The following is a 25,994-nucleotide window of genomic DNA, read 5'->3' on the forward strand; positions in this document are numbered from 1 at the left end:
CGGGGCGCGCGCCTCAAGCCGCGCGCCCCGCATGTCACGGATCCGCCCGCTCAGGACAGCCGCAGACCCGCGGGCAGCGTGTCGCCGAGCGCCCGGGCCTCGTCCGCGGCCTCCAGCGCCACCACTTCACGCACCATCCGCACCCAGGTGTCCGCGGCCTTCGCGGCCACCAGCGCCTGGGCCGTGCGCTCGCGCAGCGCCGGATCCAGATCGCGCGTGCGGTCGCCGGTGAGCCGCGCGAGCTGGGCGGCGGCGAAGGGCGCGCCGTCCACCTTGCGCAGGTCCAGCGACAGCAGCAGCTCCAGCCACGCCTCCGCCGTCTCCACGTCCACGACCTTGTGGCTGCTGCCGTACAGCGGCACGCGCGCGCCCAGCCGGCCCAGGGCCCACGCCCACGGGCCGCCGGAGCGGGACTCGGCCTTCAGGCGCGCGGCGATCCACCGGCCCACCTCCGCCTTGTCACCGGGCACCAGGTGCTCCAGCGAGGCGGCGGTGCGGATCATCTCGTCCAACCCCTCCGGCTGGATGCCCTTCAGCTTGCCGCCCTGCGTGGGCGCTTCCGGCGGCACGCGCCGGGAGAGGTGCGGCTGGAGGTAGCCGTACAGCTTCTGCTGCTGCGCTTCCGTGAGGCCGCCCGCGATGCGTCGCCACATCACCCAGAACTCCGTCCACACGGCCTTGTCCTGGTGGTGCTGCACCAGCGCGTCGAAGAGGCTGAAGGTCTGCTCCGCGCGCCAGCCGTCCAGCGGGTAGCCGAAGCCGGGGCGCAGGCAGAAGCCGGTGAGGCTGTAGAAGACGCGCTCGTGGTCGTCGGAGCGGCGGCGCTTGCTCGCGCCCGCGTAGAGCGTGCTCCACAGCTCACGCAGCACCGGCACGCGCCACGTCTCGCGCGGGCCCAGCACCTTCTCCAGCGTGCGCGACAGCTGCTTCACGTCCTTGGGCCCCAGGGGCAGCGGCTTGTTGCCGTAGACGCGCTCCACGTTGTCCTTCGCCTCGGCGAATCTCGCGGGCATGGACTCCGTGACGGTCAGCTCGTGCGAGCCGCCGGTGCCGCGCAGCTCGAACTCCAGGCGCCAGCGCTCGTCCGCGACGTCCGACACGCAGAACAGCTCCAGCGTGCCAATCTCCGTGAGCGCCGCCTGCAGGTGCACCGGCACTTCACTGACCTTGCCCGACGCGCCCTTGAGCAGCGTGTGGATGGGCGGCAGCGGCTTCAGGTCCTCCGCCAGCGGCACCAGGTCCCCCGGCTTGTCGATGCGGTCGCTCGTCGTGGAGTAGAGCGCGAACTGCACCGGCCGGCCCAGGGTGAGCGTGAAGGGGCGCTCGCCCAGGTCCACCTTCTGGCCCTCCTCGAAGCCGCGAGGGATGAGGCACAGCGTGGGCTGCTCCGTGCTGTCCGGGCCGCGCTGCAGGCCCACGTAGTACGCGCGCGCCGCACCACCGCCGATGCGCAGGCCGTGCCCGCGCCGCACCAGCCCGTAGTACGCGGCCCCCCGCGCCACCGCGAGCTCCAGCGACTCGTGCTTGAGCAGCGGGATGCGCGGCGCCTGAGGCCACCACGCGGACAGCGCGTCGATGAGCCGCGCGGAGATCTGCGGCGAGTTGAAGACGCCGCCGTTGAGCAGGATGGCGTCCGGGCGGGGCAGGGCGCCTTCGTGGGACGGCGTCTCGCCCAGCGCCGCGAAGCCCGCCGCCGCGTGCTGCGCGAGGAAGGCCGCCAGGTGCCGCGTGACGGCGGGGTCCTGCACGTACGGCAGGCCCAGCTCCTGGAGCGCCATGCGCGCCGAGCGCCGGGGCCGGTCCTCGGGCGGGGACAGCGGGAAGAAGCCGTCCAGCACCAGCGCGTGCGCCTCGTCGCGGCCCAGCTCCGTGGACAGCGTGCCGCCCAGGAGCCGGCTGCCCTCGCCGATGATGGACATGCCGTAGCGCTCCGGCGGCGCGTGCCCCAGCAGCTCCTCCTTCGCGGTGCGCGCGGCCTGGATGGCCTGCGTCCACTGGGTCGCGGACAGGCGCCGGCCGTTCTGCGTGAGCTTCTCCTCCATGCGCCGGGCAAGCGCCGCGTCCATGTTGTCGCCGCCCAGCATCAGGTGGTCACCCACCGCCAGGCGCCGCAGCATGGGCCCTTCCGGGGACACGCCCGCGTGCACCAGCGTGAAGTCCGTGGTGCCGCCGCCCACGTCCACCACCAGCACCAGCCGCACCTGGGCCAGCGTCTGCTCCAGGCCGGAGCGGTGGCGCGCGGTGTAGTCGTAGAAGGCCGCCTGCGGCTCCTCCAGCAGGGTGAACTTCTCCAGCCCCGCCTTGCGCGCCGCGCTCACCGTGAGGGCGCGCGCCGCTTCATCGAACGACGCGGGGACGGTGATGACCACCTCCTGCTTCGACAGGGGCTCGTCCGGGTGGGCGTGGTCCCACGCGCGGGCCATGTGCGTGAGCAGCAGCGCGGACGCGTCCACCGGGGACAGCTTCTGCACGTCCGCGGGCGCGCCCCACGGGAGGATGGGCGCGGAGCGGTCCACGCCCGGGTGGCACAGCCAGCTCTTCGCGGACGACACGAGCCGGCCGGGCACGCGCGCGCCCTGCCAGCGGGCCAGCTCGCCCACCACCCACGGGCCGCCGTCGTCGCCCCAGGGCAGGCGCAGCACCTCCGGGGCCAGCTCGTGGCCGGCGGGGACGTAGACGGTGGACGGCAGGAGCGGCCGCGCGGCCACCTCGCCCTGGCGGACGAGCTGGGGCAGGGGGAAGTCCTCGACGGGCGCCCCCGCGCCCCTGCCTGGATCCACGGATGCCACCGCGCAATGGGTGGTGCCCAGGTCGATGCCGACGATTCGCATACGCCTCCGGTGTGCGGGGCCCCTTCTACTCCTTCATGCGCACGTTGAGCTCCAGCTTCCAGCGCCCGGAGCCGTTCTTCTCCAGGCACCGCAGCTCCAGCGTGCCCACCTCCGTCACCGCCGCCTGGAGGTTCACCGGCGTCAGGTCGCCAAAGGGCGTGGGCTGTCCGGGCAGCGTCGTCTCAATCGGCGCCACCTCCTCCAGCCCTCCGGACGCCAGCTCCGACTCCACGTCCTCCACCATCTCGCCCACCCGGTCGTCACGCCGCACGGACGACGCGAAGAAGCGGAAGCTGGTGGGCTCGCCTGTGACGAGGCCGAACTCCTGCGGCGGCACGTCCGCCTGCGTCCCCTCCTCCATGCCGAAGGGCGCCACGCACAGCGCCTTCACCGGCGGCTCCATGCCCGGTACCGCCGGCATCGCCGTCTCCACGCCCACGTAGTAGGCGCGCGCCGTGCCGCCGCGGATGCGCAGGCCGTGTCCCTGGCGCACCCAGCCGTAGTACGCCGCGCCCCGCGCCACCGCGAGGTCCAGGTCCGCCCCCTCCAGCTCCTTCGCCGGGGGCGCCCCTTCGGAGGCGAGCCACTGGTTGAGGACCTCCATCACGCGGCCCTTCAGCGGGCCGGCCTTGAAGACGCCGCCGTTGAAGAGGACCGCGGTGGGGTGCAGGAAGCCCTTGCCCGCCACGTCCACCGGCGAGTCCGCGCTGGCCGCCAGCGCCTGGGCCTGCCGGGTGAGGAACGCCGCCAGGTGCTTCGTCACCGCCGGGTCCTGCGCGTACGGCAGCGCCATCTGCGCCAGGCCCGTGCGCCGGGCGGTGCGCGGCAGGTCCGCCACCTGCGTCACCGGGAAGAAGCCGTCCGTGAGGACGCGGTCCAGCTCCTCGCGCGTCAGCTCCGTGCGAAGCGTGCCGCCGATGAGCGACGAGCCCCGGCCCGGAATCGCGATGGGCACCCGGTCCACGGAGGGGTCCGCGTACAGCGTCTCCTTCGCCTGACGGCACCCGTAGGTGAGGCCGTTGAACTGCCACGCGTCCAGCTTGCGGCCCTCCGCCGCCATCCGCTGGTTGAGCGTGTGCGCCAGGGCGAGGTCCATGTTGTCGCCGCCCAGGAGGATGTGGTCGCCCACCGCCACGCGTAGCAGCTCCAGGTCTCCCTCGCGGTCCTTCACGGTGATGACGGAGAAGTCGGACGTACCGCCGCCCACGTCCACCACGAGGATGACCTCCCCGGGCTTCACCTGCTTGCGGAAGTTCTCCCCCATGGCCTCCAGCCACGCGTACAGCGCGGCCTGCGGCTCCTCCAGCAGGGTGATGTGCTCGATGCCCGCCGCCTTCGCGGCCTCCAGCGTCAGGTCGCGCGCCGCCGCGTCGAAGGACGCCGGGACGGTGACGATGACCTCCTGGTGGGACAGCGCGTTGCCGGACTCCTCCTGCGCGCGCGCGAAGGTGTGGTCCCACGCCTCCTTCAGGTGGCGCAGGTAGCGCGCGGACGCATCCAGCGGCGACACGCGCTGCACCTCCGGCGGCGCCTGCCAGGGCAGGAGCGCGGAGCGACGGTCCACGCCCGGGTGCGACAGCCAGCTCTTCGCGGACGACACCAGCCGCGTGGGCACCTTCGCCCCGTGCGAGCGGGCGAAGTCACCCGCGATGACGCCCGGCTCGCTGTTCCACGGCAGCCCCAGGCTGCCCTCCGGGAACTCCTGCGCGCCAGGCAGATAGAGGAAGGAGGGCAAGAGCGGCCGCGCTTCCACGGTGCCGGGCGCCGTCACCTGGGGCACGGGCAGCATGGACTGCGAGGGGCCGCGCGGCTTGCCGTCCTCGAGGTTGAAGTAGGACACCGCGGAGTGCGTGGTGCCCAGGTCGATGCCGATTGCGTATCGGGCCATATCGGTCAGGAACCCCTTAAGGGGCCTCGTGGTTCCTCGAAGAGAAGGGGACTTCAGGGGATGCGCCGCCGGGTGCCCGGGCGGGCATCAGGCGAGCTCGACTTCCGCTGGCGCCAGCACCCGCGGCTCCATGGCGGGGGAGACGGACGGGAACTTCACCTCGGTGGTCACCCAGCCGTGGTGCCGCAGCGTGCCTCCATAGGGAGGCTGGCCGGCCACGTTGCCGGTGAGCCGGATGCGCTGCGCGTCGAAGCCATCCGGCACCGTCACCCGGTCACCCTCGCCCTGCGGCAGCACCGGCTGGAGCGTGAGGTACTGGTGCACCACCTTGCGGCAGCCCTCGTGGACGATGCGGGCCGCCGCGCCCACGTCCGCGTCCGGGAACGCGGAGACGTTCTCCTGCACGAAGTCCAGGAAGCGCCCCTCGCGCTGGAGCATGGCCAGCAGCGACAGGGCGCTGGCGTGCTCGCGCTCGGGCGGTGGGGGAGGGGGCGCGACGGGGGCCTGGACGACAGGCGTCTTCACGGGCGGGGGGGCCTGCGTATCCCCGGCCGGAAGCTCCTTGAGCTGGCCGGCGTCATAGGCGCGGCTGGTCGGCAGCACGGCCTGCGCGAATTCGCGGGACACGAGGCAGCGCCAGAAGCACAGCCAGGCGAGCCAGAAGCGGGCGAAGAACGACAGGGAGGCGGACGGGTCGGTCATCGGCCCCGGATAACAAAGCCGGAAGCCTTTGCAATTCGCCAATGGCCCGAAATGCAAAGGGCCTCACGGTTTCCCGTGAGGCCCTTCGTTTCTGCATGGTGGAGGTGGACGGGATCGAACCGACGACCTTCGCATTGCGAACGCGACGCTCTCCCAACTGAGCTACACCCCCATACGGGGACTGCGTGCTGCCTGCTGCGCCTCGCGGGCGTTGGGTCCCGCGAAGTGAGTGGGCTAGTACCGGAGCCCCACCTTGCTGTCAAGCAGCTCGTTTCCGGCACCAACCCTGCGATTGACGTGCCGCACTGTGGATGCCATAAAAACCGCCTTCCGGTACCGCATCCTTCCCGGCCAATTACCGGGCCCCCTTCTGGTTCATGTCCACCTCCCCATCGAAGACGTTGAGCCCCACCGAGCTCGCGAAGCTTGAGCATTCGTTCGCTTCCGACCCCTCGTCGGATGCCTACAAGCCCCTGGCGGAGGCCTACCTCGACCTGGGCCGCTTCATGGAGGCGATGGTCGTCTGCAAGAAGGGCGTCAAGGCGCACCCGACCGCGGCCGATCCCCGCCTCCTGCTGGCGCGTGTCTACGCCGCGCAGAACAAGGACAAGAAGGCGCTCGAAGAGGTGATGGGCGCGCTCCAGGTCCAGCCAGAGGACAAGGCCGCCTTGCGCATGGCGGGCGTGCTTCAGATCAAGGGGGGCGAGGCGGACGTCGGCCGCGGCAACCTCCTCAAGGCCTACCAGGCGGACCCCGGTGATCCGGAGACCGTCACGCTCCTCCAGCAGTACAAGGTGGAGCTCCCGCGTCCCGCCGCGCCCGCCCCGGTGCTCGCGCCCGTGGCCGCGCCGCCCCCGGCCGCCCCGGAAGCGCCCGCCGCCGCGACCGTCCCCGTGACGGCTCCGCCCGCCGCCGCGCAGCCGGCCGCCACGCCCGTGGGCCGCATCAGCGCCCCGTCGCAGCAGGCCGCCCGCACGGCGCGCACCTCGGATGACTCCGCTCCCCGCCCCACCCAGCGCCGCCCGCAGGTGGTGGTGGAAGAGGTGGAGGACGATGACGACGAGCCGTCGCCGCGCCGCCAGGGTGGGGCCAAGGGCAAGGGCAGCAAGATGCTGTCGCTGGTCCTGCTCATCCTCATCCCGCTGTTCGCGGGTGGGTACGGCTTCTACTCGGCGCAGGCCAAGAAGCGCGGCCGCGAGCTCAAGAAGAACCTGGACGCCGCCACCGAGCAGCTGAAGCACGACTCGTTCGACAGCTACAAGAAGGCGTGCGCGGCGGCGGACCTGGCGCTGGAGGTGGACCCGGACTCCACCGCGGCGCACGGCTACCTCGCGTACGCGTACGCCATCCGCTGGGGTGAGCACGGCGGCGGCGACGACGCGCGCCGCCAGGCCGAGGAGCACCTGGCCGCGGCCCAGAAGGGCAAGGAGCTGTCCAGCCACCTCATCGCCGCGCAGGCGCTGATCAAGACGTACAGCGGCGACGGCAAGGGCGCGCTGGCCTCGCTGGAGACGCAGGTCAAGGCGCTCAACGACCAGAACAAGGCGTCCTCGCTGCTGTACCTCACGCTGGGCCTCATCCAGATGAACGCGGGCGACCTGGAGCGCGCACGCGACAGCCTGGAGCGCGCGCAGGCGCTGGCGCCGGACGACCCGCGCGTCTACGCCGGCCTGGGCGCCGTGTACCGCCGGCTGGGCCAGGACAACACCGCCTGGAAGAACTACGACTTCGCCCTGCGCTACGAGAAGGACCACCCGGAGTCGCTGCTGGGCCGCTCGCTGCTGATGCTGGAGCAGGACGAGCCGAACTACGCGGTGGCCAGCCGGGACATCAAGAAGCTGCTGGAGGCGGAGCCGCCGCCCAGCCCGCGTCAGCTCGCCACCGCGCAGCTCGCGCGCTCGCTGCTCATCGCCCGCGTGGCGCTGGCCATGCCCAACCTCAAGCCGGACCAGCAGCAGAAGATGACCGAGGTGACGGGCGTGCCGGCGGACCCCGCCAAGGCGAAGCAGGAGGTCACGAAGGCGGAGGAGACCGGCTTCGCGCTGGACAAGCAGAACCCGGAGCTCAACCTCATCAAGGGCCGCCGCCTGCTGGCGGAGGGCAACTTCGACGCGGCCGCGGAGGAGATCCGCAAGGCCATCCGCGTGGACGCCAGCCGCGCGCAGTTCCACGTCGAGCTGGCCAAGGCCCTCATGGGCAAGCCGGGCGGTGAGAAGGAGGCCTCCGAGGCCCTGGTCACCGCGCTCAAGACGATGGGCGACAGCCCCAAGCTGGTGGTGATGCTGGGCAACGCCTACCGCCGCCAGAACAAGCTGGAGGACGCGCTCGCGCAGTACCAGCGCGCGGTGAAGGACCCCAAGGCGAAGAACCCGGAGGCCCGGCTCGCCATGGGCACCATCTACCGGGAGCGCTCCGAGTGGGACAAGGCGAAGGAGCAGCTGGAGAAGGCCAGCCAGGAGTTCTTCGGCCAGCCGGACCGCGTCGCCAACGCGCTCACGGAGCTGGGCCGCGTCTACCAGGGCAAGGGCGACGCCGCGAAGGCGGACGAGACCTACCAGCGCGCGCTGCAGGCCGACGAGAACTACACCCCGGTGTACTACTTCTACGCCTCGCTTCTCTCCAAGGACCCCAAGCAGTCGGGCAAGGTGAAGACGCTGGCGCAGGAGTACGTGAAGCGCGAGCCCAAGGGCGAGTACCTCGCCGACGCGCAGCGTCTCGCGTCGAACTGAGACCCTCCCCGCCGTCCCCTGAGCGCCGCGATGCCCCTCTTCGGGTATTCGCGGCGCTTCGTTTTTGAAGGGGGGCGACAAGGCAGGCTGATGTTCCGGAGGCGCCGGAGCCTTGCCACCCCTGCCGGGTGACGGTATGGGAGGGGCACCCCACACCCCCTGACCGGTAGCGAGCACGGTCCGGGGCCTCCTGCTGGAGTCCGCTTGAGCGCGCGTGCCTTGTCCCAGTCCTCCACCGCGTCCGACCTGATCTCCCTCACGAAGCCGAGGCTGTCGTCGCTGGTGCTCATCACCGCGGCGGGCGGCATGTTCCTGGCTCCGGGGCCCCTGGGGCCGGTGCGGGCGCTGGTGACGCTGCTGGCGACGGCGGGGACGGTGGGCGCGGCGAACGCGTTCAACTGCTACCTGGAGCGCCACAGCGACCAGTTCATGGCGCGCACGCGCAACCGGCCGCTGCCCGCCGGGCGCATGGACCCGAACACGGCGCTGTGGTTCGGCCTGTCGCTGGCGGCGGTGTCCTTGCCCGCGCTGGTGCTGGGCGCCAACCTGCTGACCGGCGTGCTGGGGCTCATCGCGCTGCTCAGCTACGTGCTGGCCTACACGCCGCTCAAGGCCCGCACGTCCGCGGCCATGCTGGTGGGCGCCATCCCCGGCGCGCTGCCGCCGCTGATGGGCTGGACGGCGGTGACGGACATGGTGGACGCGGGCGGCTTCGCGCTGTTCGCCATCATGTTCCTCTGGCAGATGCCGCACTTCATCGCCATCGCGCTGTTCCGCAAGGACGAGTACGCCGCCGCGGGGCTCAAGTCCGTGCCGCTGGAGCGCGGGGACGAGTCCAGCCGCGCGCAGGTGGTGCTCTACCTGGTGGCGCTCATCCCCATGACGCTGCTGCCCTTCCAGCTGCACATCGCGGGCACGTGGTACCTGGCGGCGGCGGTGGTGCTGGGGCTGGGCTTCCTGGGGCTGGGAGCGTGGGGCTTCTTCAAGCACCTGGGGAAGCCCTGGGCGCGCCAGACGTTCTTGTATTCGCTCGTGTATCTCACCGGCCTGTTCGCCGCGATGACGCTGGACCGCATCCCCCGCGGCTAGCGCCCCCTGTCAGCGCGGCGTCCCGGCGCGAGGTCGACTCTTCGCATGCCTGACACCTCCGTTCCGACCCCGCCCCCGCCGCTGCTGCGCATCGAGGGGCTCACGCGCCGCTTCGGCGGGCGCACCGCCGTGGACGGTCTGTCGCTGTCCGTGCAGCCGGGTGAAATCCTGGGCCTCCTGGGGCCCAACGGCGCCGGCAAGTCCACCACCTTCCAGCTGCTCGCGGGACTGCTCGCGCCGGACGCGGGGCAGGTGCACTTCGCCGGCAAGGTGCTGTCGCTGAGCGACCCCGCGCTGCGCCGCCAGATGGGCATCATCTTCCAGCGCAGCAGCCTGGACGACCTGCTGACGGCCCGGGAGAACCTGCTGCTGGGCGCGCGGCTTTACGGGCTGGGCGGTGCGGACGCGAAGGCGCGCGTGGAGACGATGCTGTCGCTCATCGGCCTGTTGGACCGGGGCGATGAGAAGGTGGGCACCTGGTCGGGCGGCATGCGCCGGCGGCTGGAGCTGGCGCGCGCGCTGGTGCACCAGCCGCGCGTGGTGCTGATGGATGAGCCCACGCAGGGCCTGGACGAGGCGGCCTTCCGCACGTTCTGGACGCACCTCAAGCGGCTGCGCGACGCGCAGGGCGTCACCGTGCTGCTCACCACGCACCGCGCGGATGAAGCCGAGGGCTGCGACCGGCTGGCGGTGCTGGACGCCGGCAGGCTGGTGGCGTGCGACACGCCCCGGGCGCTCGCCTCGCGCATGGGCGGCGACATCCTGACCCTGGAGGGCCCGGAGCCGGAGGCGCTGGCCGCGCAGGTGACGGAGCGGCTGGGGCTTCAAGCGAAGGTGGTGGAGGGGCGGGTGCAGGTGGAGGCTTCGCAGGGACATGCGCTGGTGCCGCGGCTGGTGGAGGCCTTCCCCCCGGGACGGTTCGCCTCCGTGTCGCTGCGCCGGCCCACGCTGGCGGACGTGTTCCTCCAGCTCACCGGGAAGGCGCTGGGGGCGGATGCTCCCGCGCCCACGCCCGCGCCGAGGAAACGCCGATGAGCGCTGACATCCCCGTGCCTGTTTCGTCCTCCGTGGAGGCCTCGTCCGCCTCCGTGCACCGCCGGGAGCCGGGGACGCTGGCGCTGCAGTGGGCCACCGTGCGGGTGCTGCTGTCGCGCGACGTGGTGCGCTTCTTCCGGCAGCCCAGCCGGGTGATTGGCGCGCTGGCGCAGCCCATCCTGTTCTGGTTCGTCATCGGCTCGGGCTTCGCGGGGTCGTTCCGCGTGGAGGGCGCGCAGGGGCTGGGCTACCAGCAGTTCTTCTTCCCGGGCGTCGTCACCATGGTGGTGCTCTTCAGCGCCATCTTCGCGACCATCACCGTCATTGAAGACCGCAAGGAGGGCTTCCTCCAGGCGGTGCTCGCGGGGCCGGGCTCGCGGCTCGCGGTGGTGCTGGGCAAGGCGCTGGGCTCCTCGTCCATCGCGCTGATGCAGGCGTCGCTGTTCCTGCTCTTCGCGCCGCTGGCGGGCGTGGACGTGAAGTCGGTGGACTACGCACTGCTCGCGGCGGTGATGGTGCTGTCGGCGCTGGCGCTCACCGGCATGGGCATGGCGCTCGCGTGGTGGGTGAAGTCGAGCGCGGGCTACCACGCGGTGATGAGCCTGGTGATGCTGCCCATGTGGGTGCTCTCCGGGGCCATGTTCCCGGTGAAGGGCGCCGGGCCGGTGCTGTCGTGGGTGATGACGCTCAACCCCATGCGCTTCTCCGTGGAGGGCGTGCGCCGCGCGCTGTACGGGGCGCAGGCGTCGGTGGCGGTGGGCTCGCAGGGTGGGGCGACGGTGGGGTGGGAGGTGCCCGCGCTCCTGGCGTTCGCCGCGGTGTTCGTGGGGCTGGCCGCGTTCAGCGTGAGCCGCCGCGAGTAGCCGCCGCGCTGTGGGTTGTGGGATTTACCTGGTGCCTTTCACGAAGAATCCTCCAGAGGAGACCGCCTCATGAAGCTGCGTCTGCTTGGCTTGTCGATGGTCGGTGTCGCGGGGCTCCTGGCCCTGCCCGCGTGCAAGAAGGAGGAGGCGCCCGCGCCCCCCGCCGAGCGTCCGGCGGCGCCCACGCAGCAGGCCGTGCCCGCGGCCCCCACGGCGGGAGCGGGGACGGGCGAGGCGGCGGCCCCGGCGCCCGCGGGCAACGGCGTGGTGAAGGGCACGGTGTCCTTCACTGGCACGCCGCCGGCGATGGCGGACCTGGCGCCCAGCGCGGACCCCGCGTGTGACGGGCGGCCGGAGAAGGAGCAGTCCGTGCTGGTGAAGGACGGCAAGCTCCAGAATGTGCTGGTGCGCGTGAAGGGCCCGGTGGCGGGCGCGCCCGCGGCCCCGTCCACGCCGGTGGTGGTGGACCAGTCCAAGTGCACCTACGTGCCGCGCGTGCAGGGTGCGGTGGCGGGCCAGCAGGTGGTGTTCAAGAACAGCGACGGCACGCTGCACAACGTGCGCGGCGTGGTGGGCACGCGGCCGGTGTTCAACGTGGCGCAGCCGCCCTCGGGCGCGCCGGTGCAGAAACCGCTGCCGTCGGACGCGGAGGTGCTGCGCCTCAAGTGCGACGTGCACCCTTGGATGACGGCCTACGTGGTGAGCAACCCCAACCCGTACTTCACCACCACCGCCGCGGACGGCACCTTCACGCTGACGGGCCTGCCCGCGGGCACGTACACGCTGGAGGCGTGGCACGAGACGCTGGGCACGAAGACGGCGGAAGTCACCGTGAAGGACGGCGCGCCCGTGGAGGCCACGTTCGCCTTCGCCGCGACGGACGCGCAGGCGAAGCAGTAGTCCCGCGCGAGGGGGAGGGGCTGCTTGACGCGGCCCCTTCCTCCACGGTCAGACGCTCTGGAGGACCGCCGGCAGGTTCGGCGGCCCGGCCTTGCGCACCGTGAAGCCCACGCGCGCGCCTCCGTTGGGCCGGTTCTCCGCGAAGGCCTCTCCGCCGTGGGCCCGGGCAATGCGCTGCACCAGCGCGAGCCCCAGCCCCAGGGAGCCGGCCTCGCGCGCCTCGCCGCCCCGGTCCTTGCGGTAGAACGGCTGGAAGATGCGCGTCTCCTCGCCGGGCAGCAGCCCCGGCCCCCGGTCCTCCACGCTGAACGCCAGGTGCTCCTTCCCGTGCTCCTGCAGCCGCAGCGCCTCCACGCCCACGCCGTGCTTGCGCGCGTTGTCGAGCAGGTTCACCAGCGCCCGGCCCAGCAGCGTCGCGTCCGCCATCAGCACGACGTCGTCCGTCTCCGGCTGGAGAAGCGTCGCGGACAGCCCCACGCGCTCCAGCGCCTGCGCCGCCAGCACGCCCGCCTCCAGCGCCTTGGGCGTGAGCTGCCCGAAGTCCAGGCGTGAGCTGGCGAGCAGCTCGCCCACCAGCGCGTCCAGCTCCACCACCTCGCGGTCCACCTGGTCCAGCGTGCGCGGGTTGCCTCCGCCGTCGCGCAAGAGCTCCGTCAGCACCCGCAGCCGCGCCAGGGGCGTGCGCAGCTCGTGCGACACCGCGGCCAGCAGCTCACGCTGATCCGCCAGCTGCTTCTCGATGCGCGCCGCCATGTCGTTGAAGGACTCGGCGAGCACCGCGAAGTCTCCGGTGAGGTGGCGGTCCACGCTCGCCCGCGCGCCCAGCTTGCCCTCGCCCAGCTCCTGCGTGGCCTTCACCAGCGTGTCCACCGGCCGCGCCAGCTTGAAGGAGATGCCGCCCGCCGCCGTCCACAGCACCAGCACCGCGATGCCCAGCGGCAGCACCGCGCGCCAGGGGCCCCGCGAGCGCGTCTGCATGTAGCAGGCCTGCAGCGTCCCCAGCTGCGTGTCCTGCCGCATCACCGGGATGCTCGCGTCCGGCTTCGTGCACGGCGAGCCACCCCGGGCCACCACCGCGCCGGACAGGTCCGTCAGCTCCACGTCCACGTCCAGGTCGTCGGAGATGCCGCGCACCAGCGACGCTCGCGCGGCGGGCGCGTCCCACACCTCCGCGAAGCGGTGGCCCACGAACGAGCGCGCGCGCTCCGTCTCCTGCCGCCAGGTGTTGCCACCCGTGAGGTTCATCACCCACGACACCACCAGCACCGTCACCAGGATGGTGAGCCCGAACATGACGAACAGCCGGCGCCGCAGCCGCGCCTGCACGAAGGACCCCAGCCGGCCCAGGTGGAAGCGGCGCCGGTGGTCGTGATGGTGCCGTGCGTGCCGTGCGTGGCGGCCGAAGCCCCGCGGGGGACGCGGGATGCAGGGCTCCTCGTCGTGATGCCAGTGGCCCCAGCCCATCAGGCGCCTTCCTTCGCGAAGACGTAGCCCACGCCGCGCACCGTCTTGATGAGGCGCGTGCCCACGTCTCCCAGCTTCTGGCGCAGGTGGGAGATGTGCACGTCCACCGTGCGCTCGCTCACCACCGTGTCGTTGCGGCCCGCCTCGCCCAGGAGCGCGTCGCGGGGAATCACCCGGCCCGCGCGCCGCACCAGCGCGAGCAGCAGGTCGAACTCCAAACCTGTCAGCTCCACGGCCTTGCCCTCCACCTTCACCTCGCGCCCGGACACGTCGATGGAGACGCCGCTCGACTCAATCCGGTCCGCCACCGCCGCCGGCTGGGCCCGCCGCAGCACCGCGCGCAGGCGGGCGAGCAGCTCGCGCGGGCCGAAGGGCTTGGGCAGGTAGTCGTCCGCGCCCAGCTCCAGCCCCACCACGCGGTCCGTCTCGTCCCCCTTGGCGGTGAGCATCAGCACCGGGATGCGGCTCTTGGCCCGGATGCGCTTGCACACCTCCAGGCCGTCCATGCCCGGCATCATCACGTCCAGGAGCACGGCGTCGAAGGCGTTCGCCTCCAGTGCCGCCAGCCCTCGGCCTCCATCGGGAGCGTGGCTGACGGTGATGCCGTTCTGCCCGAGGTACTCCGCGAGCAACTCGTACATCCGGGTGTCGTCATCGATGAGCAGGACGCGGGTGGGCATGGGCGGGAGTGAATCCTAACGCGGTCCCGGTGCGTCGGCGGGCCCGGAGGTGCCCTGGGGCCTGGGCGCGTGCCAGTCCCAGTACGGCGGCGCCCCGTTGCGGTAGGCGGGGCCGCCCCAGTCGCCCCGGTGGCAGGCGGAGCGGTGGTTGCGGGCGAGGCTCGCGAAGCCGGAGGCATAGCCTCCGATGGCACCCGCGGCGAGGAGGACGACGAGCAGACGGTGTCTCATGGGTTGTCTCCAGGAAGAGGGGCAGGTGGGCTTTCAGACGAAGGACGCGGGGCCGTCATCGTTGTGCGGACGGCCACCCCAGCGGCCGTACCCGCCGCAGCGCCGCCCGCGCCAGCCGTAACCCCAGCCGTGCTCGATGATGTCCGCCAGTTCGCGGCGCTGGTTGGGCTCCAGCGCCTCGTGCACCTGGGACAGGGCGTCCTGCACGGCGTTGCGCAGCGACTCCAGCGCCACGTCGTGGCGGCTGAAGAGCTCGCGCAGCATGGCGCCGTCGAAGTGCTCACCGCGCAGCGAGCCCGCGAGCGACGTGCGGCTGGGGCCCCACTGGTCCTTCACCTTGGCGAAGGCCTCGCGCACGTTCTCCACGGCCTTCACGATGACCTTCTCCTGGCCGGGGGACGTCTCCAGCCGCTCGAAGAGCCAGCGCAGCCGGGGGCGCGTGTTCCAGCGGCCGCCGCGGCCGTGGTGGTGGTGGCGGTAGTAGTGGCCCCGGCGCAGGGTGGCGAAGAGACCGGCGAGGCAGGCGGTACCGAAGAGGAATCCGAACATGTGCGTGGCTCCAGGAAGCAGGCGGGCGGCCGACCAGGCGGGCCCGTGTCGTTTCTGACGGAGCTCAAGGTAGAAGGCGGGTGTGAAGCCCACGCCCGGGCGCGGTGAAGAAGTGTGAAGGCCGCGCATCCCGTCCGGAATGCCCCGGGGGGCATGGGATGTTCCAATGCCGGGCCTCGACGGATTCCGCTGTGTCGGATGAAGGACGGCTTCCAGCGGGAAACCACCCTCAGGAGTGGTGTTCCCACGGGAAGTGGGTAGAGTGCCCGGCGTGCCGGGGCGGTGTTCGTTCCGGCACCGGTGGTTGGCGCGAGCCTCTCACCTGTACAGAGCAGAGAAAGAGAAGAGACTCACAATGGCATTGGGTACCGTGAAGTGGTTCAACGACGCGAAGGGTTTCGGCTTCATCGCGCAGGACAATGGCGAAGACGTTTTCTGCCACCACACTGCGATCAACATGGATGGCTTCCGCACCCTGGCTGAAGGCCAGAAGGTGGAGTTCGAAGTCACCAAGGGCCCCAAGGGCCTGCAGGCCCAGAACGTTCGCGCGGTCTGAGCCCAGCTGAACCTTCGACTCACCCCTTGAGGTGAGTCCTCGAAGCCCAGTCTCCCCGAGGGAGGCTGGGCTTTCGTCTTTCCGGACGCAGGGCGGGCAGGCGACCGCACGACGCCATCCGGCAGCGCCGGGGGTCTTCCCTACCTTCTCCCCAGGAGGAGCGCGGCGCCGCACGCCGCCTCCCAAGGAGAGGCGAACATGGGCGACACCAGCGTGAAGAAGGTCGAGAGCCGCCACTCCCCCAAGGGGGAGATGGGCCAGAAGTACCTCGCATCCGGCGTCCGTGTGGCCATGCGGCTGTGGGAGGACGAGCCGCCCGCCGAGGCGAAGCCCCTCAGCACGCGCGACTACGAGACGGTGGGCTTCGTGCTCAAGGGCCGCGCGGAGCTGCACCTGGAGGGACAGATGATCCTCCTCAACCCGGGTGACTCCTGGCTCGTGCCGCGCGGGGCCAGCCACACGTACAAGATCCTGGAGACCTTCTCCGCCGTGGAGGCGACCAGCCCCGTGGCCACCGCCCACGGCCGCGACGAGCACGAGGGGACGAAGAGCGCCAAGGCCTGACGAAGTCAGGGACTGCCCTCCGGGAGTGACGCGGAGGGCAGTGCCTCAGCGCCGGGGCGCGAATGGGGCGCGGGTCCAGCGATCCCAGGCGACGAAGAGCGACGAAGAGCGACAGCGCGAAGTGACGGCGGCTACCCGTCGCGCCGCCAGACGTTCGTGCGGCTCGCGCACAGCTCCAACACCCAGTCGATGAACACCCGCAGGCCGGCATCCCGCTGCCTCGCGGGTGGGTAGACCAGGAAGATGGGGCGGGCCTCGGGCTGCCATCCCTCCAGCACGGACACCAGCTCCCCCGAGGCCAGGTAGGGCTCCACCACGAAGCGGGGCGCGATCATCACGCCCAGCCCGGCGAGCCCCGCGGCCAGGTAGGCGTTGGTCTCGTTGAGCAGGAGCTGGCTGCGGCCGTGGACCTCGAGCCGCTCCGTGCCGCGCTGGAAGACGAAGGGGAGCTGCTTGCCGCTCGGCGCCGCGAAGTAGCTCACCATCGCGTGCGACGCGCCGGCCAGCTCCAGCGGATGGTGCGGCGCGCCGTGGCGCTCCAGGTAGCGCGGTGCCGCGCAGACCCAGTAGTCCAGGTCGCCCAGGTGCCGCGCGACCAGCGAGTCGTCCTTCACGCCGCCGCCCCGGATGGCGCAGTCGACGTTGTCCGACAGGAGGTCCACCACGCGGTCGCTCACGCCCAGCTCGATCTGCAACTGCGGGTAGCGCGCGCAGAACGACGGCAGGGCAGGGATGATCAGCAGCCGGGAGATGGTGCCACTCGACTCCACGCGAAGCCGTCCCCGGGGGCCGCGCCGCGTCTGCGTCAGCGTGGCTTCCAGGTTCCGCACCTCCCCGAGCAGCCGCAACGCCTGCTGGTAGTAGGTCATGCCCTCCGGAGTGACCGTCACGCGGCGCGTGGTGCGGTGGAGCAGCTTCACCCGCAGCTGCGCCTCCAGTTGCTGGATGAGCCGCGTCACCGCTGCCTTCGGACGGCCCATCGCGTCCGCCGCCTTGGTGAAGGTGCCGCTCTCCACCACGCGGACGAAGGCCTCCATCGCCGCGAACCTGTCCATCCCTCACCTCATTGTTTCAGCGGTGAAACGGAGTGTGTGCCCGGCGCCTGTTTATCGCAGGGCCCTCCAATCGCTATCTCATCGCGCATGAAAAGAACGCTCCTTCGCCGTGGTGTTGTTTCCCTTTCCCTCGCTCGCGCCCTCGCGCTGGGAGGCCTTGCCGTCGCGCCACTGATTCCGTCCGCCGTCCACGCGGCGGCGCCCCAGGTGCGCACGCAGGCCCCTGGCTACTACCGGATGATGCTCGGCGACTTCGAGGTCACCGCGCTCTCCGACGGCACCGTGCCCCAGACCGTCCGCGAGATCGCGACGCACACGACGCCGGAGCAGGTGACGGCCCTGCTCGCGCGCGACTACCTCCAGGACCCGGTGGAGACGTCCATCAACGCCTTCCTCATCAACACCGGCAGGTCGCTCGTGCTCGTGGACACGGGCGTGGGGAACCTCTTCGGTCCTGACGTCGGCGGCCGGCTGGTGCAGAGCCTCCGCGCCGCGGGCTACCAGCCCGAGCAGATCGACGTGGTGCTGCTCACGCACATCCACTCCGACCACTCCGGCGGCCTCATGACGGGAACGAGCCGCGCGTTCCCCAACGCCGTCCTCCGGGTGCACGCCCGGGAGGCGGAGTACTGGCTCAGCCCGGAGAACCTGGCGAACGCCGGGGACGCGCGGAGCTACTTCGAGCAGGCGCGCGCGATGGTGGGGCCGTACCAGGACGCGAGGAAGCTGAAGACGTTCGGGGACCGGGACTTCCTCCTGCCGGGCATCCGGGCCGTGCCGACGCCGGGACACACTCCCGGGCACAGCATCTACGTCGTGGAGAGCCGGGGACAGCGGCTGGTCCTGTGGGGGGACCTCATGCACTTCGGCCCGGTCCAGCTGCGCGAGCCCTCGGTGACGGTCTCCTACGACGTGGACTCCCGCGCGGCCGCGGCCCAGCGCGCGCGGATGTTCTCGGAGGCCGCGGGGCGCGGCGACCTGGTGGGGCTGGACCACATGCCCTTCCCCGGGCTGGGGCGGCTCGCCGCGGATGGAAGGGGCTACCGGTGGGTCCCGGCCAATTACACCTCGGCCCAGCGGTGGCAGGACTGACGGGCACGGCGGAGTGAGGGGCGCGGGGAGTCGGGAGCCATCCAGGCCATGGGCTGCCCGCCCTGGCAACGAAGGCTTCTCTTCCCGCGAGGGCCAGCACAGGATGCCCGGAGGATGCCTCCCCGCGCCGCCCGCCCACCCCGCTGTCCGCGTTGCAACCTCGCGAAGCATCTGTGCCTGTGCGCGGAGGTTCCCCGGGTGGAGACGCGCACCCGGTTCCTCTTCCTCCAGCACGTGATGGAGGTCTCGAAGCGCAGCAACACCGGGGGCGTGGCCGCGCTGGCGCTCGCGAACGCGAAGCTGCTCGTCCACGGTGCAATGGCCGGGACCTTCGACCTGGAGGTGCTCTCCGAGCCGGGGACCTGGCTGCTCTATCCCGATGGCCCCACCGCGCCACCGGATGCCCCCGCGCCACGGCAGCTGGTGGTGCTGGACGCGAACTGGTCGCAGGCCCGGCGGATGACCCAGCGGCTCCCCGAGCTGCGGGCACTCCCCCGGCTGGTGTTGCCGCCGCCGGAGCCCGGGATGCTCAAGCTCCGCGAGCCCTCGCACCCCGCCGGCATGTCCACCCTGGATGCCGTTGCCCGCGCGGTGGCCCTGCTCGAAGGGCCGGAGGCCGCGGCTCCCCTGGCGCGGCTGGCGGCGCTCCGCGTGCAGCGCATCGCCGACTGCGGGACGCTGAACTGAGGACCATGGGATACCGGCTGATCATCTTCGACTTCGACGGGACGCTCGCGGACAGCGCGGACTGGTTTCGCGGTGTCTTCAACGACGTGGCGCTCCGCTATGGCTTTCGCGCCGTGAGCGCGGAGGAGCTGGAGTCGCTGCGCGGGCAGGACAGCCGGGCCATCATCGCGAGGCTCGGCGTGCCCATGTGGAAGATGCCGTTCATCGCCTCGCACATGCGCAAGCTCCTCGCGCGGGACGCGCACCGCATCCCGCTCTTCCCGGGCGTGGAGGCGATGCTCGAACAATTGCAGGCACGGGGCCTCACCCTCGCCGTGGTGAGCTCCAATTCAGAGGAGAACGTGCGGCGCGTGCTGGGGCCGGTGATGTCCGCGCGCATCCGCCACTACGCCTGCGGCGCGGGCATCTTCGGAAAGCGAGCGAAGTTCCGGAAGGTGCTGAAGGCAGCGGGCGTGCGTCCCGCCGAGGCCCTCTCGGTGGGCGACGAGGTGCGCGACATCGAGGCCGCGGCGGCCGAGGGCATCGCCACCGCCGCGGTGACGTGGGGCTACGCGACGGAGGAGCTGCTGCGCTCGCGCGCGCCCACGCTCGTCTTCACCCGTCTGGAGGACCTGCTGCTTGCGGCAGGGTGACAGGACCCCATGACCCCCAGCTCTCTCGACTGGCAGTGGAAGCGCTTCGGTGAGCTCACGCTCGAGGAGCTGTACCGGCTGCTCGCGCTGCGCTCCAAGGTCTTCGTGGTCGAGCAGAAGAGCCTCTATCTCGATGCGGACGGCCTGGACGCCGCGTGCTTCCACCTGCTGGGGACCCTTCCGGGCACGGGGCAGTTGGGCGCCTACCTGCGCGCACTGCCGCCGGGCCTCAAGTTCCCCGAGGCGAGCCTGGGCCGCGTCGTCACCGCGCCGGCGCTGCGCGGGCAACGGCAGGGCCACGGTCTGGTGGAGCGCGGCCTGCGGTTCCTCGCCGAGCGCTTCCCGGGCGCGCCCGTGCGCATCGGGGCTCAGGCCTACCTGCAGCGCTTCTACGAGGGCTTCGGCTTCGTGGCCGTGAGCGACATCTACGACGAGGACGGCATCCCGCACCTCGACATGCGCAGGGGCTAGCGCGTGGTGTTGCGCAGGTACTGCGCATAGAAGCGGATGGCGGCGGCGTGCTCTTCAACGGAGAGGCGCTCGTCGCGGCCGTGCATGCGCGCCAGGTCCTCGCGCGTCAGCCGCACCGGGACGAAGCGGTACACGCTGTCGCTCAGGGAGTGGAAGTAGCGCGCATCGGTGGCCGCCACGGTGAGGAAGGGCCCCACCAGCACATCCGGGAACGTCTGGCGGATGCTGCGCTGCAACTGCCGCCATCCTTCCGTGTCCAGGCTCGACACCGGTGAGGCCTCGTCGCCCTCGGCGGCCACCTCGACGCGCGGGTCGTCCACCACGTCATGCACGTGGGCGAGGACGTCCTCCAGGCTGTCGCCCGGCAGGAGCCGGACGTTGAGGACGGCGCGCGCCTGCGAGGGCAGCACGTTGGGCTTGGGGCTGCCCTCCAGCATGGTGGCCGCGGTGGTGGTGCGGATGCTGGCGTTCGTGGAGGGCGCCCCGGCCATCTGCCGCTCGATGAGGGGCGCGAAGAGCCAGGTGTTGGCGAAGAGCAGGCGCATGCCGAAGTTCATCTCCGGCCCCACGTACTCGAACAGCGCCCGCGTGCCGCCGCGCAGCTCCGGCTTGAAGGGGCGCTCCTCCAGCCGCACCAGGGCCCGGGCCAGGACGTTCGCGGCCGTCTGGGGCGGCGGCATGGATGCGTGCCCGCCCGCGCTGCGCACCTTCAGCTCCACGCGCGCCGAGCCCTTCTCCGCCACGCCCACCAACGCCACCGGCGCGGCCACGCCGGGCACGAGCCCCACGCCGATGGGACCTCCCTCGTCCAGCACCGACTCCAGGCGCACGCCCCGCTCGCGCAGCCGCTGGGCCACGCGCTCGGCGCCGTCGTGTCCGCCCACCTCCTCGTCCGCGCCGAAGGCGAGCATCACCGTGCGGCGAGGGCGGTAGTCCTGCGCGAGCAGCCCCTCCACGGCCTCCAGGATGGCCAGCACGCTGCCCTTGTCATCCAGCGTCCCACGCCCGTGGATGAAGCCGTCCGCCACGACACCGCCGAAGGGCGGGTGGCTCCAGGTGGCCTCCGCCTCCGCGGGCACCACGTCCAGGTGGCCCATCAGCAGCACGGGCCGCAGGCCGGGCTCCGAGCCCTTCCACGTATACAGGTGCGAGTGCGCGCCCACGGCCTCGTGCTCCAGCCGCGCGTGCACGCGGGGAAACCCGGTGACGAGCTGCGCGTGCAGGGCGTCGAACGCGGCGTCCTCCGCGCGCATGCCGTCGGAGGCGGCGATGGTGCGGTGCCGCAGCGCCTCGGCGAGCCGGCCCGCCGCGGCGGAGGCGTCCACCGCGAAGGGCTCCGCGGGCTCGGCGGACACCTGCCGCGAAGCGAAGCGCAGCGTGCGGACGACGAGGACGCCCGCGAGAAGGAGCACGAGGGTCAGCAGGACGAGGAGGACGCGCTTCATCGGCTCGGGGCTTTCCGGGGAGGGGGCCGGAGAGCCTAACCGGAGGACTCCGACGCCGGGATTCCAACAGCCGGACCGCCCCTGGGGGCGGCTTCAGCGAACGGGCGTAAAGGCTACCCTGCAATGGGAACGCCAGTAATAAACGGAAATACATCGTATCAACACAAGCAGAAAATCGCTGTTTCCGTCTGGATTCAGTCCGGGCCCTCCAATGGATGGCTGGCCGGACCGGTCGCGGACACAGGCAGGACCGGGGGGACGCAGAATGCGGATGATGCGAACAAGGGCCGTGCTCGTGCCTGACGCGGGGGAGCTGGCGCAGTCGGAGGACTACTTCCGTTCCGCGCACCACCTGCGGGCCGAACGGGTGACGCATACCCTGGTCATCGAGGACGGCGAAGGGCATACGCAGCGCGTGCCCCTCATCGTGCGGCCCATCGAGGGAACGCCGTACCGCGACGCCATCTCCCCGTATGGGTTTCCTGGAGCCGCGCAGAACGGACTCCAGGAGGTGGCGAAGGAGGCGGTGGACTGGACGGAGACGGGGCTCGTCAGCATCTTCGTGCGCGACCGGGTCTCGGGCCCCCGTTGCTTCGCGGGCGGCACGGAGCGCAACGAGGTGTTCTTCATCGACCCGCGCCTGCCGGTCGAGTTCCGGGAGATGCATTACCGCCACATCCGGCGCAACCTCCGGCTGGGCTTCGTGAGCACCGCGCGGGAGGCGCGCGAGGTGCCGCGCGAGGAGCGGGAGGGCTTCCAGGTGGCCTACCGGCAGACCATGGTCCGCGAAGGGGCCAGCGCCCGGTACTTCTTCTCCGACACCTACTTCGAGGAGCTGTTCGCATCCCCCAGCGCCTGGCTGGTGACGACGCATGCGCCGGAGGGTGGGGTGGCCTCCTCCGCGCTGTGCGTCCGCAGCGACGGCATGCTGCACTACTACCTGGGCGGGACGATGGACGCGCACCTGCCGCGCTCGCCGGCGAAGAATGTCTTTGGGACATTGGCCGAGCTCTGCACGCGGCTGGGGGTTCCGCTCCATCTGGGCGGGGGCGTGAAGCCCGGTGACAGCCTGGAGCAGTTCAAGCGGAGCCTCTCCAACGCCAGCTCCCGGCTCCATACGCACGAGCTCATCTGCGAACCGGAGCTGTATGCGCTCCTGTCGGAGGGCCACGCAGGCGGCGACTTCTTCCCGGCCTACCGCGCGCCACGCCACTGAGCCTCGGACGCAAGCGCCTGCGACGCGAGGGCCGGTGGATGCGGGAGAAGTGACAGCCGCCCGGGACCCCGGGGGGCATGGTGGGGGGAGCAAGCGAAACCTACCGTTCACCCCGCTCCGAGCACTGCCCGGAGAAATCCAGAAGGTGAACTCGGATGCCCCGCTCCCCCGCCACTCCGGAGACGAATCCCCCGCGCCTGGTGGAACTGGATGCGCTCCGGGGGATCGCGGCGCTGGCGGTCGCGCTGTATCACTTCACCGCGGAGTACAGCGACCTCTACGGGCACTCCGTCCCGCTCTGGGAGATGCGCTTCGGGAAGTACGGCGTCCAGCTCTTCTTCGCCATCAGCGGCTTCGTCATCCTGATGTCGCTGGAGCGCATCGAGCGCGTCCGGGACTTCGTGTGGAGCCGCGCGGCCCGGCTCTACCCGTCCTACTGGACGGCCGTCGCGCTCACCTTCACGGTGGTGACGCTGTTCGGGCTGCCGGAGCGTGAGTTCAGCTTCCAGACGGCCCTGGTCAACCTGACCATGGTCCACGAGCTGCTTCGCGTCCCGCACGTCGACACCGTGTACTGGACGTTGACCATCGAGCTGTCCTTCTACGTCTTGATGTTCGCGCTCGCGTACACGCGGACGCTCCCGCGGATCATCCCCATCTTCATCGTGCTCGTCACGCTGCAGACCGTGGCGGAGCTGGCCGCGCAGTCGCTGGGGATGACCTTCCTCGCCAGGCTCGCGAGCCGGCCGCACCTGCAATACTTCGCGCTGGGCGTGCTGGCCTTCAAGCAGGGCCGCGGTGAGGTCTCCGGTCCTTCCGCGCTGGCGCTCGTGGGTGTCAGCCTGGCGCACGAGGTGCTCGTCGGGAGCGAGGCTCCTGCCCCCGTGTTCGGGGTGGTGCTGGGCATCACCTCTGCGTTGTCCCGGGGCTGGCTGCGCTGGCTCACCTGGCGCCCGCTGCTCTTCATGGGGTTCATCTCCTATCCGTTCTACCTGGTCCACCAGAACATCGGTTACGTCCTCATCCGGCGGCTCGAGGCCGCGGGCTGGCGTCCGGAGGCGGCCATCGCGGTCGCGTTCGCGGTCGGGTTCCTGCTGGCTGTCTTCATCACCTACCGCGTCGAGCAGCCCGCGCTGCGCGGCTTCCGGCAGTGGCGACGGAAGACCCAGGCTCGCACGGCGGTCCCACCCCACATCGCATGAGCGCTCGAATGATGAACCACACCGAAGCCTCGCGGCTCACGTCGTCCGGTCTGAAGCCCTGCCGTGCCGTCCTGGTGCCGGATGAGGGAATGTCCGCCCTGTCGGATGACTACTTCCGCTCCGCGTATCACCTGCGGGCGGAAGGGGTGACGCACACGCTGGCCATCGAGGACGGCGAGGGTCGCGCGCTGCGGGTGCCGCTCATCGTGAGGCCCATCGAGGGAACGCCGTACCGCGACGCCATCTCCCCGTACGGGTATCCCGGCGGGAGGTTGGATGGGCTGAGCGAGGTGCCCAAGGACGCGGTGGACTGGGAGGACACGGGCCTGGTCAGCCTCTTCGTGCGCGACCGCGTCGTGGGTCCCCGCTGCTTCGCGGGCGGCACGGAGCGCAACGAGGTGTTCTTCATCGACCCGCGTCTGCCCATCGAGTTCCAACCGGAGGCCCGCCGGCAGATGCGGCGCAACACCCGGCTGGGCTTCGTGAGCACCTGCTGCCCGGTGCGCGAGGCGTCACACGAGGAGCGGGAGGGCTTCAAGGACGTCTACCGGCAGACCATGATCCGCGACGGAGCGCAGTCCCGGTACTTCTTCTCCGACGCCTACTTCGAGCAGTTGTTCGCCTCGCCGAACGCCTGGCTCGCGACGACGCGCGCACCGGACGGCCGCATCGCCTCCTCGGGGATCGGCGTCCGCAGCGACGGCGTGCTGCACTACTACCTGGGCGGGACGGCGGACGCGGACCTGGGGCGCTCGCCGGCCAAGAACACCGTCTTCGGGGCGCTGGTGGAACTCACCACGCAGCTGGGACTGCCGTTCCACCTGGGCGGCGGCGTGAAGCCCGGGGACGGGCTGGAGCAGTTCAAGCGAAGCTTCTCCAACGCCAGCTCGCACCTGTGCACCCACGAGCTCATCTGCGAGCCCGGGGTATACGCGCGCCTCTCCGGCAACAGCAGCGGCACGGGCTACTTCCCGGCCTACCGCGCGCCGAGGAGCTGAAGCCGCGGCGCTACAGGTAGTACGTCACGCGCCGCGCGTCGTTGCCATCCGTCTCCACCGGCTGCATCGAGTTCCAGGCACCCGGATTGAAGGTCCGGGTCATTCCGCCTCTCGTGATGGTGACGTTGAACCCGGAGATGAGCACGCTGTCCGCGGCGCCGTCGCCACTCAGGTCCAGACAGTCGGTCTGGGCCTGCGCGGTCAACGCCTCTCGGCGCGTGATTCGCGGGTCATGCGCAGGAAGGCCGCTGCGGCTGGCGACAACCGTTGGGCGTTCCAGGCCATCCAGACGCTTGCGCGGGGCAGGGCGTCCCAGCGCAGCGCCACGACGTCGCCACGCGCGAGTTCGTCCATCACCGCCACCTCGGGCAGCACCGCGAGCCCCATCCCCGAGGCGACACACCGGGCCACCGCCGCCACGCTGCCGACCTCCGCGACGACCTGGGGCAGGGGGCCCGCCTCCGCCCAGGCGCTCTCGAAGATCTCGCGGTACGCGCACCCCGTCTGCGTGGAGATGAAGCCGCAGGCCGCCAGCTCCCGGGCCGTCACGCCCGGACGTCCGGCCAGCGCATGGCCCGGCGGCGCCACGAGCGACAGGGGCTCCTGGGCAACCTCCTCGCACGCGACGTCGAGCCCGGGCGGTACGCGGCCCAGGAAGAGGCCGAGGTCGATCTCCGCCTCCTGCAGGCCCCGGCGCACGTCGGCCCGGCCCGAGGGCTGCACCGTCAGCCGCACCTGGGGATGGCGTGCGTGGAAGGCCGTCAGCAAAGGCGGCAGCCGTCGCGCGCACAGCGTCTCCGGCGCGCGGAGCGTCAGCGGGCCGGAGGGCGTCACGGCCTGTCCCGTGACGGCGACGCGGGCCTCCTCCGCGAGCGACAGCAGCTGATCCGCGTAGGTCAGCAGCCGCGCGCCGGCCTCGGTGAGGCGGAGCTTGCGTCCCGTCCGGTCGAAGAGGGTCACGCCCAGGTCGGACTCCAGGCCCTGCACCTGCTCGGTCACGCTGGACTGGGCGTAGTGCAGCCGCTCCGCCGCGCGCCGGAAGTTGAGCGTGCGCGCCACGGTGCGGAACGTCTCCAGTTGCGTGAGTCGCATCGCCTGCCCCTTCGGAGATTCCG

25 protein-coding genes and 1 tRNA gene are annotated in these 25,994 nt (G+C 71.5%); 14 read left to right on the top strand and 12 right to left on the bottom strand.

The annotated features are described in order from the left end of the window. Positions 1 to 50: 50 nt before the first annotated feature. From JYK02_RS05525 to JYK02_RS05540, 4 genes are all read right to left on the bottom strand, one after another. Entirely contained in the window at positions 51 to 2,831 is a 2,781-nt protein-coding gene (locus JYK02_RS05525; RefSeq protein WP_207049032.1) for an Hsp70 family protein, read from the bottom strand. A gap of 25 nt (positions 2,832 to 2,856) precedes the next feature. Beyond that, on the bottom strand, positions 2,857 to 4,719 hold the full coding sequence (locus tag JYK02_RS05530) for an Hsp70 family protein (protein ID WP_207049034.1): 1,863 nt from the start codon (positions 4,717 to 4,719) through the stop codon (positions 2,857 to 2,859). Positions 4,720 to 4,806: 87 nt separating this feature from the next. Then, positions 4,807 to 5,421 carry a DUF2760 domain-containing protein gene (locus tag JYK02_RS05535; protein ID WP_207049036.1) on the bottom strand — a complete coding sequence of 205 codons (615 nt, stop codon included), beginning with the start codon at positions 5,419 to 5,421 and terminating at the stop codon, positions 4,807 to 4,809. A gap of 96 nt (positions 5,422 to 5,517) precedes the next feature. After that, positions 5,518 to 5,593: transfer RNA gene (locus tag JYK02_RS05540), tRNA-Ala, on the bottom strand. 205 nt (positions 5,594 to 5,798) lie between these two features. Here JYK02_RS05540 and JYK02_RS05545 point away from each other — a divergent pair. The 5 genes from JYK02_RS05545 to JYK02_RS05565 all read left to right on the top strand — a co-directional run bounded on the left by JYK02_RS05545 (position 5,799) and on the right by JYK02_RS05565 (position 12,037). Further along, on the top strand, positions 5,799 to 8,150 hold the full coding sequence (locus JYK02_RS05545) for a tetratricopeptide repeat protein (RefSeq protein ID WP_207049038.1): 2,352 nt from the start codon (positions 5,799 to 5,801) through the stop codon (positions 8,148 to 8,150). Positions 8,151 to 8,354: 204 nt separating this feature from the next. Beyond that, positions 8,355 to 9,239 carry a heme o synthase gene (cyoE, locus tag JYK02_RS05550; RefSeq protein WP_207049047.1) on the top strand — a complete coding sequence of 295 codons (885 nt, stop codon included), beginning with the start codon at positions 8,355 to 8,357 and terminating at the stop codon, positions 9,237 to 9,239. A 45-nt stretch (positions 9,240 to 9,284) separates the two neighbouring features. After that, complete coding sequence (locus JYK02_RS05555) at positions 9,285 to 10,274, top strand: ABC transporter ATP-binding protein (protein ID WP_207049048.1); 990 nt, start codon at positions 9,285 to 9,287, stop codon at positions 10,272 to 10,274. After that, the gene (locus JYK02_RS05560) at positions 10,271 to 11,137 is read left to right on the top strand and encodes an ABC transporter permease (RefSeq protein ID WP_207049050.1); all 867 of its coding nucleotides are present in this window, start codon (positions 10,271 to 10,273) and stop codon (positions 11,135 to 11,137) included. The genes JYK02_RS05555 and JYK02_RS05560 overlap by 4 nt, the downstream gene beginning before the upstream one ends. Before the next feature lie 69 nt (positions 11,138 to 11,206). Continuing rightward, positions 11,207 to 12,037: a carboxypeptidase regulatory-like domain-containing protein gene (locus tag JYK02_RS05565; RefSeq protein ID WP_207049052.1), complete on the top strand. Its 831-nt coding sequence runs from the start codon at positions 11,207 to 11,209 to the stop codon at positions 12,035 to 12,037. 48 nt (positions 12,038 to 12,085) lie between these two features. Here the strand turns inward: JYK02_RS05565 and JYK02_RS05570 are convergent, their stop codons facing one another. The 4 genes from JYK02_RS05570 to JYK02_RS05585 are packed head-to-tail and all read right to left on the bottom strand — an operon-like array spanning position 12,086 to position 14,961. Next, positions 12,086 to 13,501 carry a HAMP domain-containing sensor histidine kinase gene (locus JYK02_RS05570; RefSeq protein WP_207049060.1) on the bottom strand — a complete coding sequence of 472 codons (1,416 nt, stop codon included), beginning with the start codon at positions 13,499 to 13,501 and terminating at the stop codon, positions 12,086 to 12,088. Beyond that, on the bottom strand, positions 13,501 to 14,181 hold the full coding sequence (locus JYK02_RS05575; protein WP_207049062.1) for a response regulator transcription factor: 681 nt from the start codon (positions 14,179 to 14,181) through the stop codon (positions 13,501 to 13,503). The genes JYK02_RS05570 and JYK02_RS05575 overlap by 1 nt, the downstream gene beginning before the upstream one ends. A 15-nt stretch (positions 14,182 to 14,196) precedes the next feature. Further along, positions 14,197 to 14,412: a hypothetical protein gene (locus tag JYK02_RS05580; protein WP_207050616.1), complete on the bottom strand. Its 216-nt coding sequence runs from the start codon at positions 14,410 to 14,412 to the stop codon at positions 14,197 to 14,199. 33 nt (positions 14,413 to 14,445) lie between these two features. Then, positions 14,446 to 14,961: a periplasmic heavy metal sensor gene (locus JYK02_RS05585; protein ID WP_207049064.1), complete on the bottom strand. Its 516-nt coding sequence runs from the start codon at positions 14,959 to 14,961 to the stop codon at positions 14,446 to 14,448. A 355-nt stretch (positions 14,962 to 15,316) separates the two neighbouring features. Here JYK02_RS05585 and JYK02_RS05590 point away from each other — a divergent pair, with 355 nt between their 5' ends. Next, positions 15,317 to 15,517 (top strand): cold-shock protein, encoded by a 201-nt coding sequence (locus JYK02_RS05590; RefSeq protein WP_207049066.1) that lies wholly within the window; start codon positions 15,317 to 15,319, stop codon positions 15,515 to 15,517. 198 nt (positions 15,518 to 15,715) lie between these two features. Next, on the top strand, positions 15,716 to 16,081 hold the full coding sequence (locus JYK02_RS05595; protein ID WP_207049068.1) for a cupin domain-containing protein: 366 nt from the start codon (positions 15,716 to 15,718) through the stop codon (positions 16,079 to 16,081). A gap of 131 nt (positions 16,082 to 16,212) precedes the next feature. Here JYK02_RS05595 and JYK02_RS05600 read toward each other — a convergent pair whose 3' ends face one another. After that, positions 16,213 to 17,136, bottom strand: coding sequence for a LysR family transcriptional regulator (locus tag JYK02_RS05600; protein ID WP_207049070.1), 924 nt, complete (start codon positions 17,134 to 17,136; stop codon positions 16,213 to 16,215). 207 nt (positions 17,137 to 17,343) lie between these two features. Between JYK02_RS05600 and JYK02_RS05605 the strand changes: the two genes are divergently transcribed. From JYK02_RS05605 to JYK02_RS05620, 4 genes are all read left to right on the top strand, one after another. Continuing rightward, positions 17,344 to 18,228, top strand: coding sequence for an MBL fold metallo-hydrolase (locus JYK02_RS05605; RefSeq protein WP_347402434.1), 885 nt, complete (start codon positions 17,344 to 17,346; stop codon positions 18,226 to 18,228). Between the two features lie 114 nt (positions 18,229 to 18,342). After that, positions 18,343 to 18,915, top strand: a complete 573-nt coding sequence (locus tag JYK02_RS05610) for a tRNA-uridine aminocarboxypropyltransferase (RefSeq protein WP_207049074.1) — start codon at positions 18,343 to 18,345, stop codon at positions 18,913 to 18,915. A gap of 5 nt (positions 18,916 to 18,920) precedes the next feature. Then, positions 18,921 to 19,547, top strand: a complete 627-nt coding sequence (locus JYK02_RS05615; RefSeq protein ID WP_207049076.1) for an HAD hydrolase-like protein — start codon at positions 18,921 to 18,923, stop codon at positions 19,545 to 19,547. Between the two features lie 9 nt (positions 19,548 to 19,556). After that, positions 19,557 to 20,018, top strand: a complete 462-nt coding sequence (locus JYK02_RS05620) for a GNAT family N-acetyltransferase (RefSeq protein ID WP_207049084.1) — start codon at positions 19,557 to 19,559, stop codon at positions 20,016 to 20,018. Here JYK02_RS05620 and JYK02_RS05625 read toward each other — a convergent pair. After that, positions 20,015 to 21,463 (bottom strand): M20 family peptidase, encoded by a 1,449-nt coding sequence (locus tag JYK02_RS05625; RefSeq protein ID WP_207049086.1) that lies wholly within the window; start codon positions 21,461 to 21,463, stop codon positions 20,015 to 20,017. The genes JYK02_RS05620 and JYK02_RS05625 overlap by 4 nt on opposite strands. A 289-nt stretch (positions 21,464 to 21,752) precedes the next feature. Between JYK02_RS05625 and JYK02_RS05630 the strand changes: the two genes are divergently transcribed. The 3 genes from JYK02_RS05630 (at position 21,753) to JYK02_RS05640 (ending at position 24,879) form a co-directional block, all read left to right on the top strand. Next, positions 21,753 to 22,679, top strand: a complete 927-nt coding sequence (locus JYK02_RS05630; protein ID WP_347402435.1) for a GNAT family N-acetyltransferase — start codon at positions 21,753 to 21,755, stop codon at positions 22,677 to 22,679. A 155-nt stretch (positions 22,680 to 22,834) separates the two neighbouring features. After that, positions 22,835 to 23,881, top strand: coding sequence for an acyltransferase family protein (locus tag JYK02_RS05635; RefSeq protein ID WP_207049103.1), 1,047 nt, complete (start codon positions 22,835 to 22,837; stop codon positions 23,879 to 23,881). A gap of 8 nt (positions 23,882 to 23,889) precedes the next feature. Further along, on the top strand, positions 23,890 to 24,879 hold the full coding sequence (locus tag JYK02_RS05640) for a GNAT family N-acetyltransferase (RefSeq protein ID WP_242588466.1): 990 nt from the start codon (positions 23,890 to 23,892) through the stop codon (positions 24,877 to 24,879). A 10-nt stretch (positions 24,880 to 24,889) separates the two neighbouring features. Here JYK02_RS05640 and JYK02_RS05645 read toward each other — a convergent pair whose 3' ends face one another. Then, complete coding sequence (locus tag JYK02_RS05645) at positions 24,890 to 25,084, bottom strand: hypothetical protein (RefSeq protein WP_207049118.1); 195 nt, start codon at positions 25,082 to 25,084, stop codon at positions 24,890 to 24,892. Then, positions 25,081 to 25,971, bottom strand: a complete 891-nt coding sequence (locus JYK02_RS05650; RefSeq protein ID WP_207049120.1) for a LysR family transcriptional regulator — start codon at positions 25,969 to 25,971, stop codon at positions 25,081 to 25,083. Before JYK02_RS05650 ends, JYK02_RS05645 begins: the two co-directional genes overlap by 4 nt. Between the last annotated feature and the right edge of the window lie 23 nt (positions 25,972 to 25,994).

It is taken from the genome of Corallococcus macrosporus (assembly GCF_017302985.1).
GTDB lineage: Bacteria > Myxococcota > Myxococcia > Myxococcales > Myxococcaceae > Corallococcus > Corallococcus macrosporus_A.

What these genes read in the sequence shown, in the direction of transcription:
- JYK02_RS05565 (WP_207049052.1), top strand. Translation starts at nt 11,207, where the DNA reads ATGAAGCTGCGTCTGCTTGGCTTGTCGATGGTCGGTGTCGCGGGGCTC.
- JYK02_RS05600 (WP_207049070.1), bottom strand. Translation starts at nt 17,136, where the DNA reads ATGGACAGGTTCGCGGCGATGGAGGCCTTCGTCCGCGTGGTGGAGAGC.
- JYK02_RS05525 (WP_207049032.1), bottom strand. Translation starts at nt 2,831, where the DNA reads ATGCGAATCGTCGGCATCGACCTGGGCACCACCCATTGCGCGGTGGCA.
- JYK02_RS05560 (WP_207049050.1), top strand. Translation starts at nt 10,271, where the DNA reads ATGAGCGCTGACATCCCCGTGCCTGTTTCGTCCTCCGTGGAGGCCTCG.
- JYK02_RS05615 (WP_207049076.1), top strand. Translation starts at nt 18,921, where the DNA reads ATGGGATACCGGCTGATCATCTTCGACTTCGACGGGACGCTCGCGGAC.
- JYK02_RS05545 (WP_207049038.1), top strand. Translation starts at nt 5,799, where the DNA reads ATGTCCACCTCCCCATCGAAGACGTTGAGCCCCACCGAGCTCGCGAAG.
- JYK02_RS05555 (WP_207049048.1), top strand. Translation starts at nt 9,285, where the DNA reads ATGCCTGACACCTCCGTTCCGACCCCGCCCCCGCCGCTGCTGCGCATC.
- JYK02_RS05590 (WP_207049066.1), top strand. Translation starts at nt 15,317, where the DNA reads ATGGCATTGGGTACCGTGAAGTGGTTCAACGACGCGAAGGGTTTCGGC.
- JYK02_RS05570 (WP_207049060.1), bottom strand. Translation starts at nt 13,501, where the DNA reads ATGGGCTGGGGCCACTGGCATCACGACGAGGAGCCCTGCATCCCGCGT.
- JYK02_RS05640 (WP_242588466.1), top strand. Translation starts at nt 23,890, where the DNA reads ATGATGAACCACACCGAAGCCTCGCGGCTCACGTCGTCCGGTCTGAAG.
- JYK02_RS05620 (WP_207049084.1), top strand. Translation starts at nt 19,557, where the DNA reads ATGACCCCCAGCTCTCTCGACTGGCAGTGGAAGCGCTTCGGTGAGCTC.
- JYK02_RS05580 (WP_207050616.1), bottom strand. Translation starts at nt 14,412, where the DNA reads ATGAGACACCGTCTGCTCGTCGTCCTCCTCGCCGCGGGTGCCATCGGA.
- JYK02_RS05625 (WP_207049086.1), bottom strand. Translation starts at nt 21,463, where the DNA reads ATGAAGCGCGTCCTCCTCGTCCTGCTGACCCTCGTGCTCCTTCTCGCG.
- JYK02_RS05650 (WP_207049120.1), bottom strand. Translation starts at nt 25,971, where the DNA reads ATGCGACTCACGCAACTGGAGACGTTCCGCACCGTGGCGCGCACGCTC.
- JYK02_RS05595 (WP_207049068.1), top strand. Translation starts at nt 15,716, where the DNA reads ATGGGCGACACCAGCGTGAAGAAGGTCGAGAGCCGCCACTCCCCCAAG.
- JYK02_RS05535 (WP_207049036.1), bottom strand. Translation starts at nt 5,421, where the DNA reads ATGACCGACCCGTCCGCCTCCCTGTCGTTCTTCGCCCGCTTCTGGCTC.
- JYK02_RS05530 (WP_207049034.1), bottom strand. Translation starts at nt 4,719, where the DNA reads ATGGCCCGATACGCAATCGGCATCGACCTGGGCACCACGCACTCCGCG.
- JYK02_RS05585 (WP_207049064.1), bottom strand. Translation starts at nt 14,961, where the DNA reads ATGTTCGGATTCCTCTTCGGTACCGCCTGCCTCGCCGGTCTCTTCGCC.
- JYK02_RS05575 (WP_207049062.1), bottom strand. Translation starts at nt 14,181, where the DNA reads ATGCCCACCCGCGTCCTGCTCATCGATGACGACACCCGGATGTACGAG.
- JYK02_RS05610 (WP_207049074.1), top strand. Translation starts at nt 18,343, where the DNA reads ATGCCTCCCCGCGCCGCCCGCCCACCCCGCTGTCCGCGTTGCAACCTC.
- JYK02_RS05635 (WP_207049103.1), top strand. Translation starts at nt 22,835, where the DNA reads ATGCCCCGCTCCCCCGCCACTCCGGAGACGAATCCCCCGCGCCTGGTG.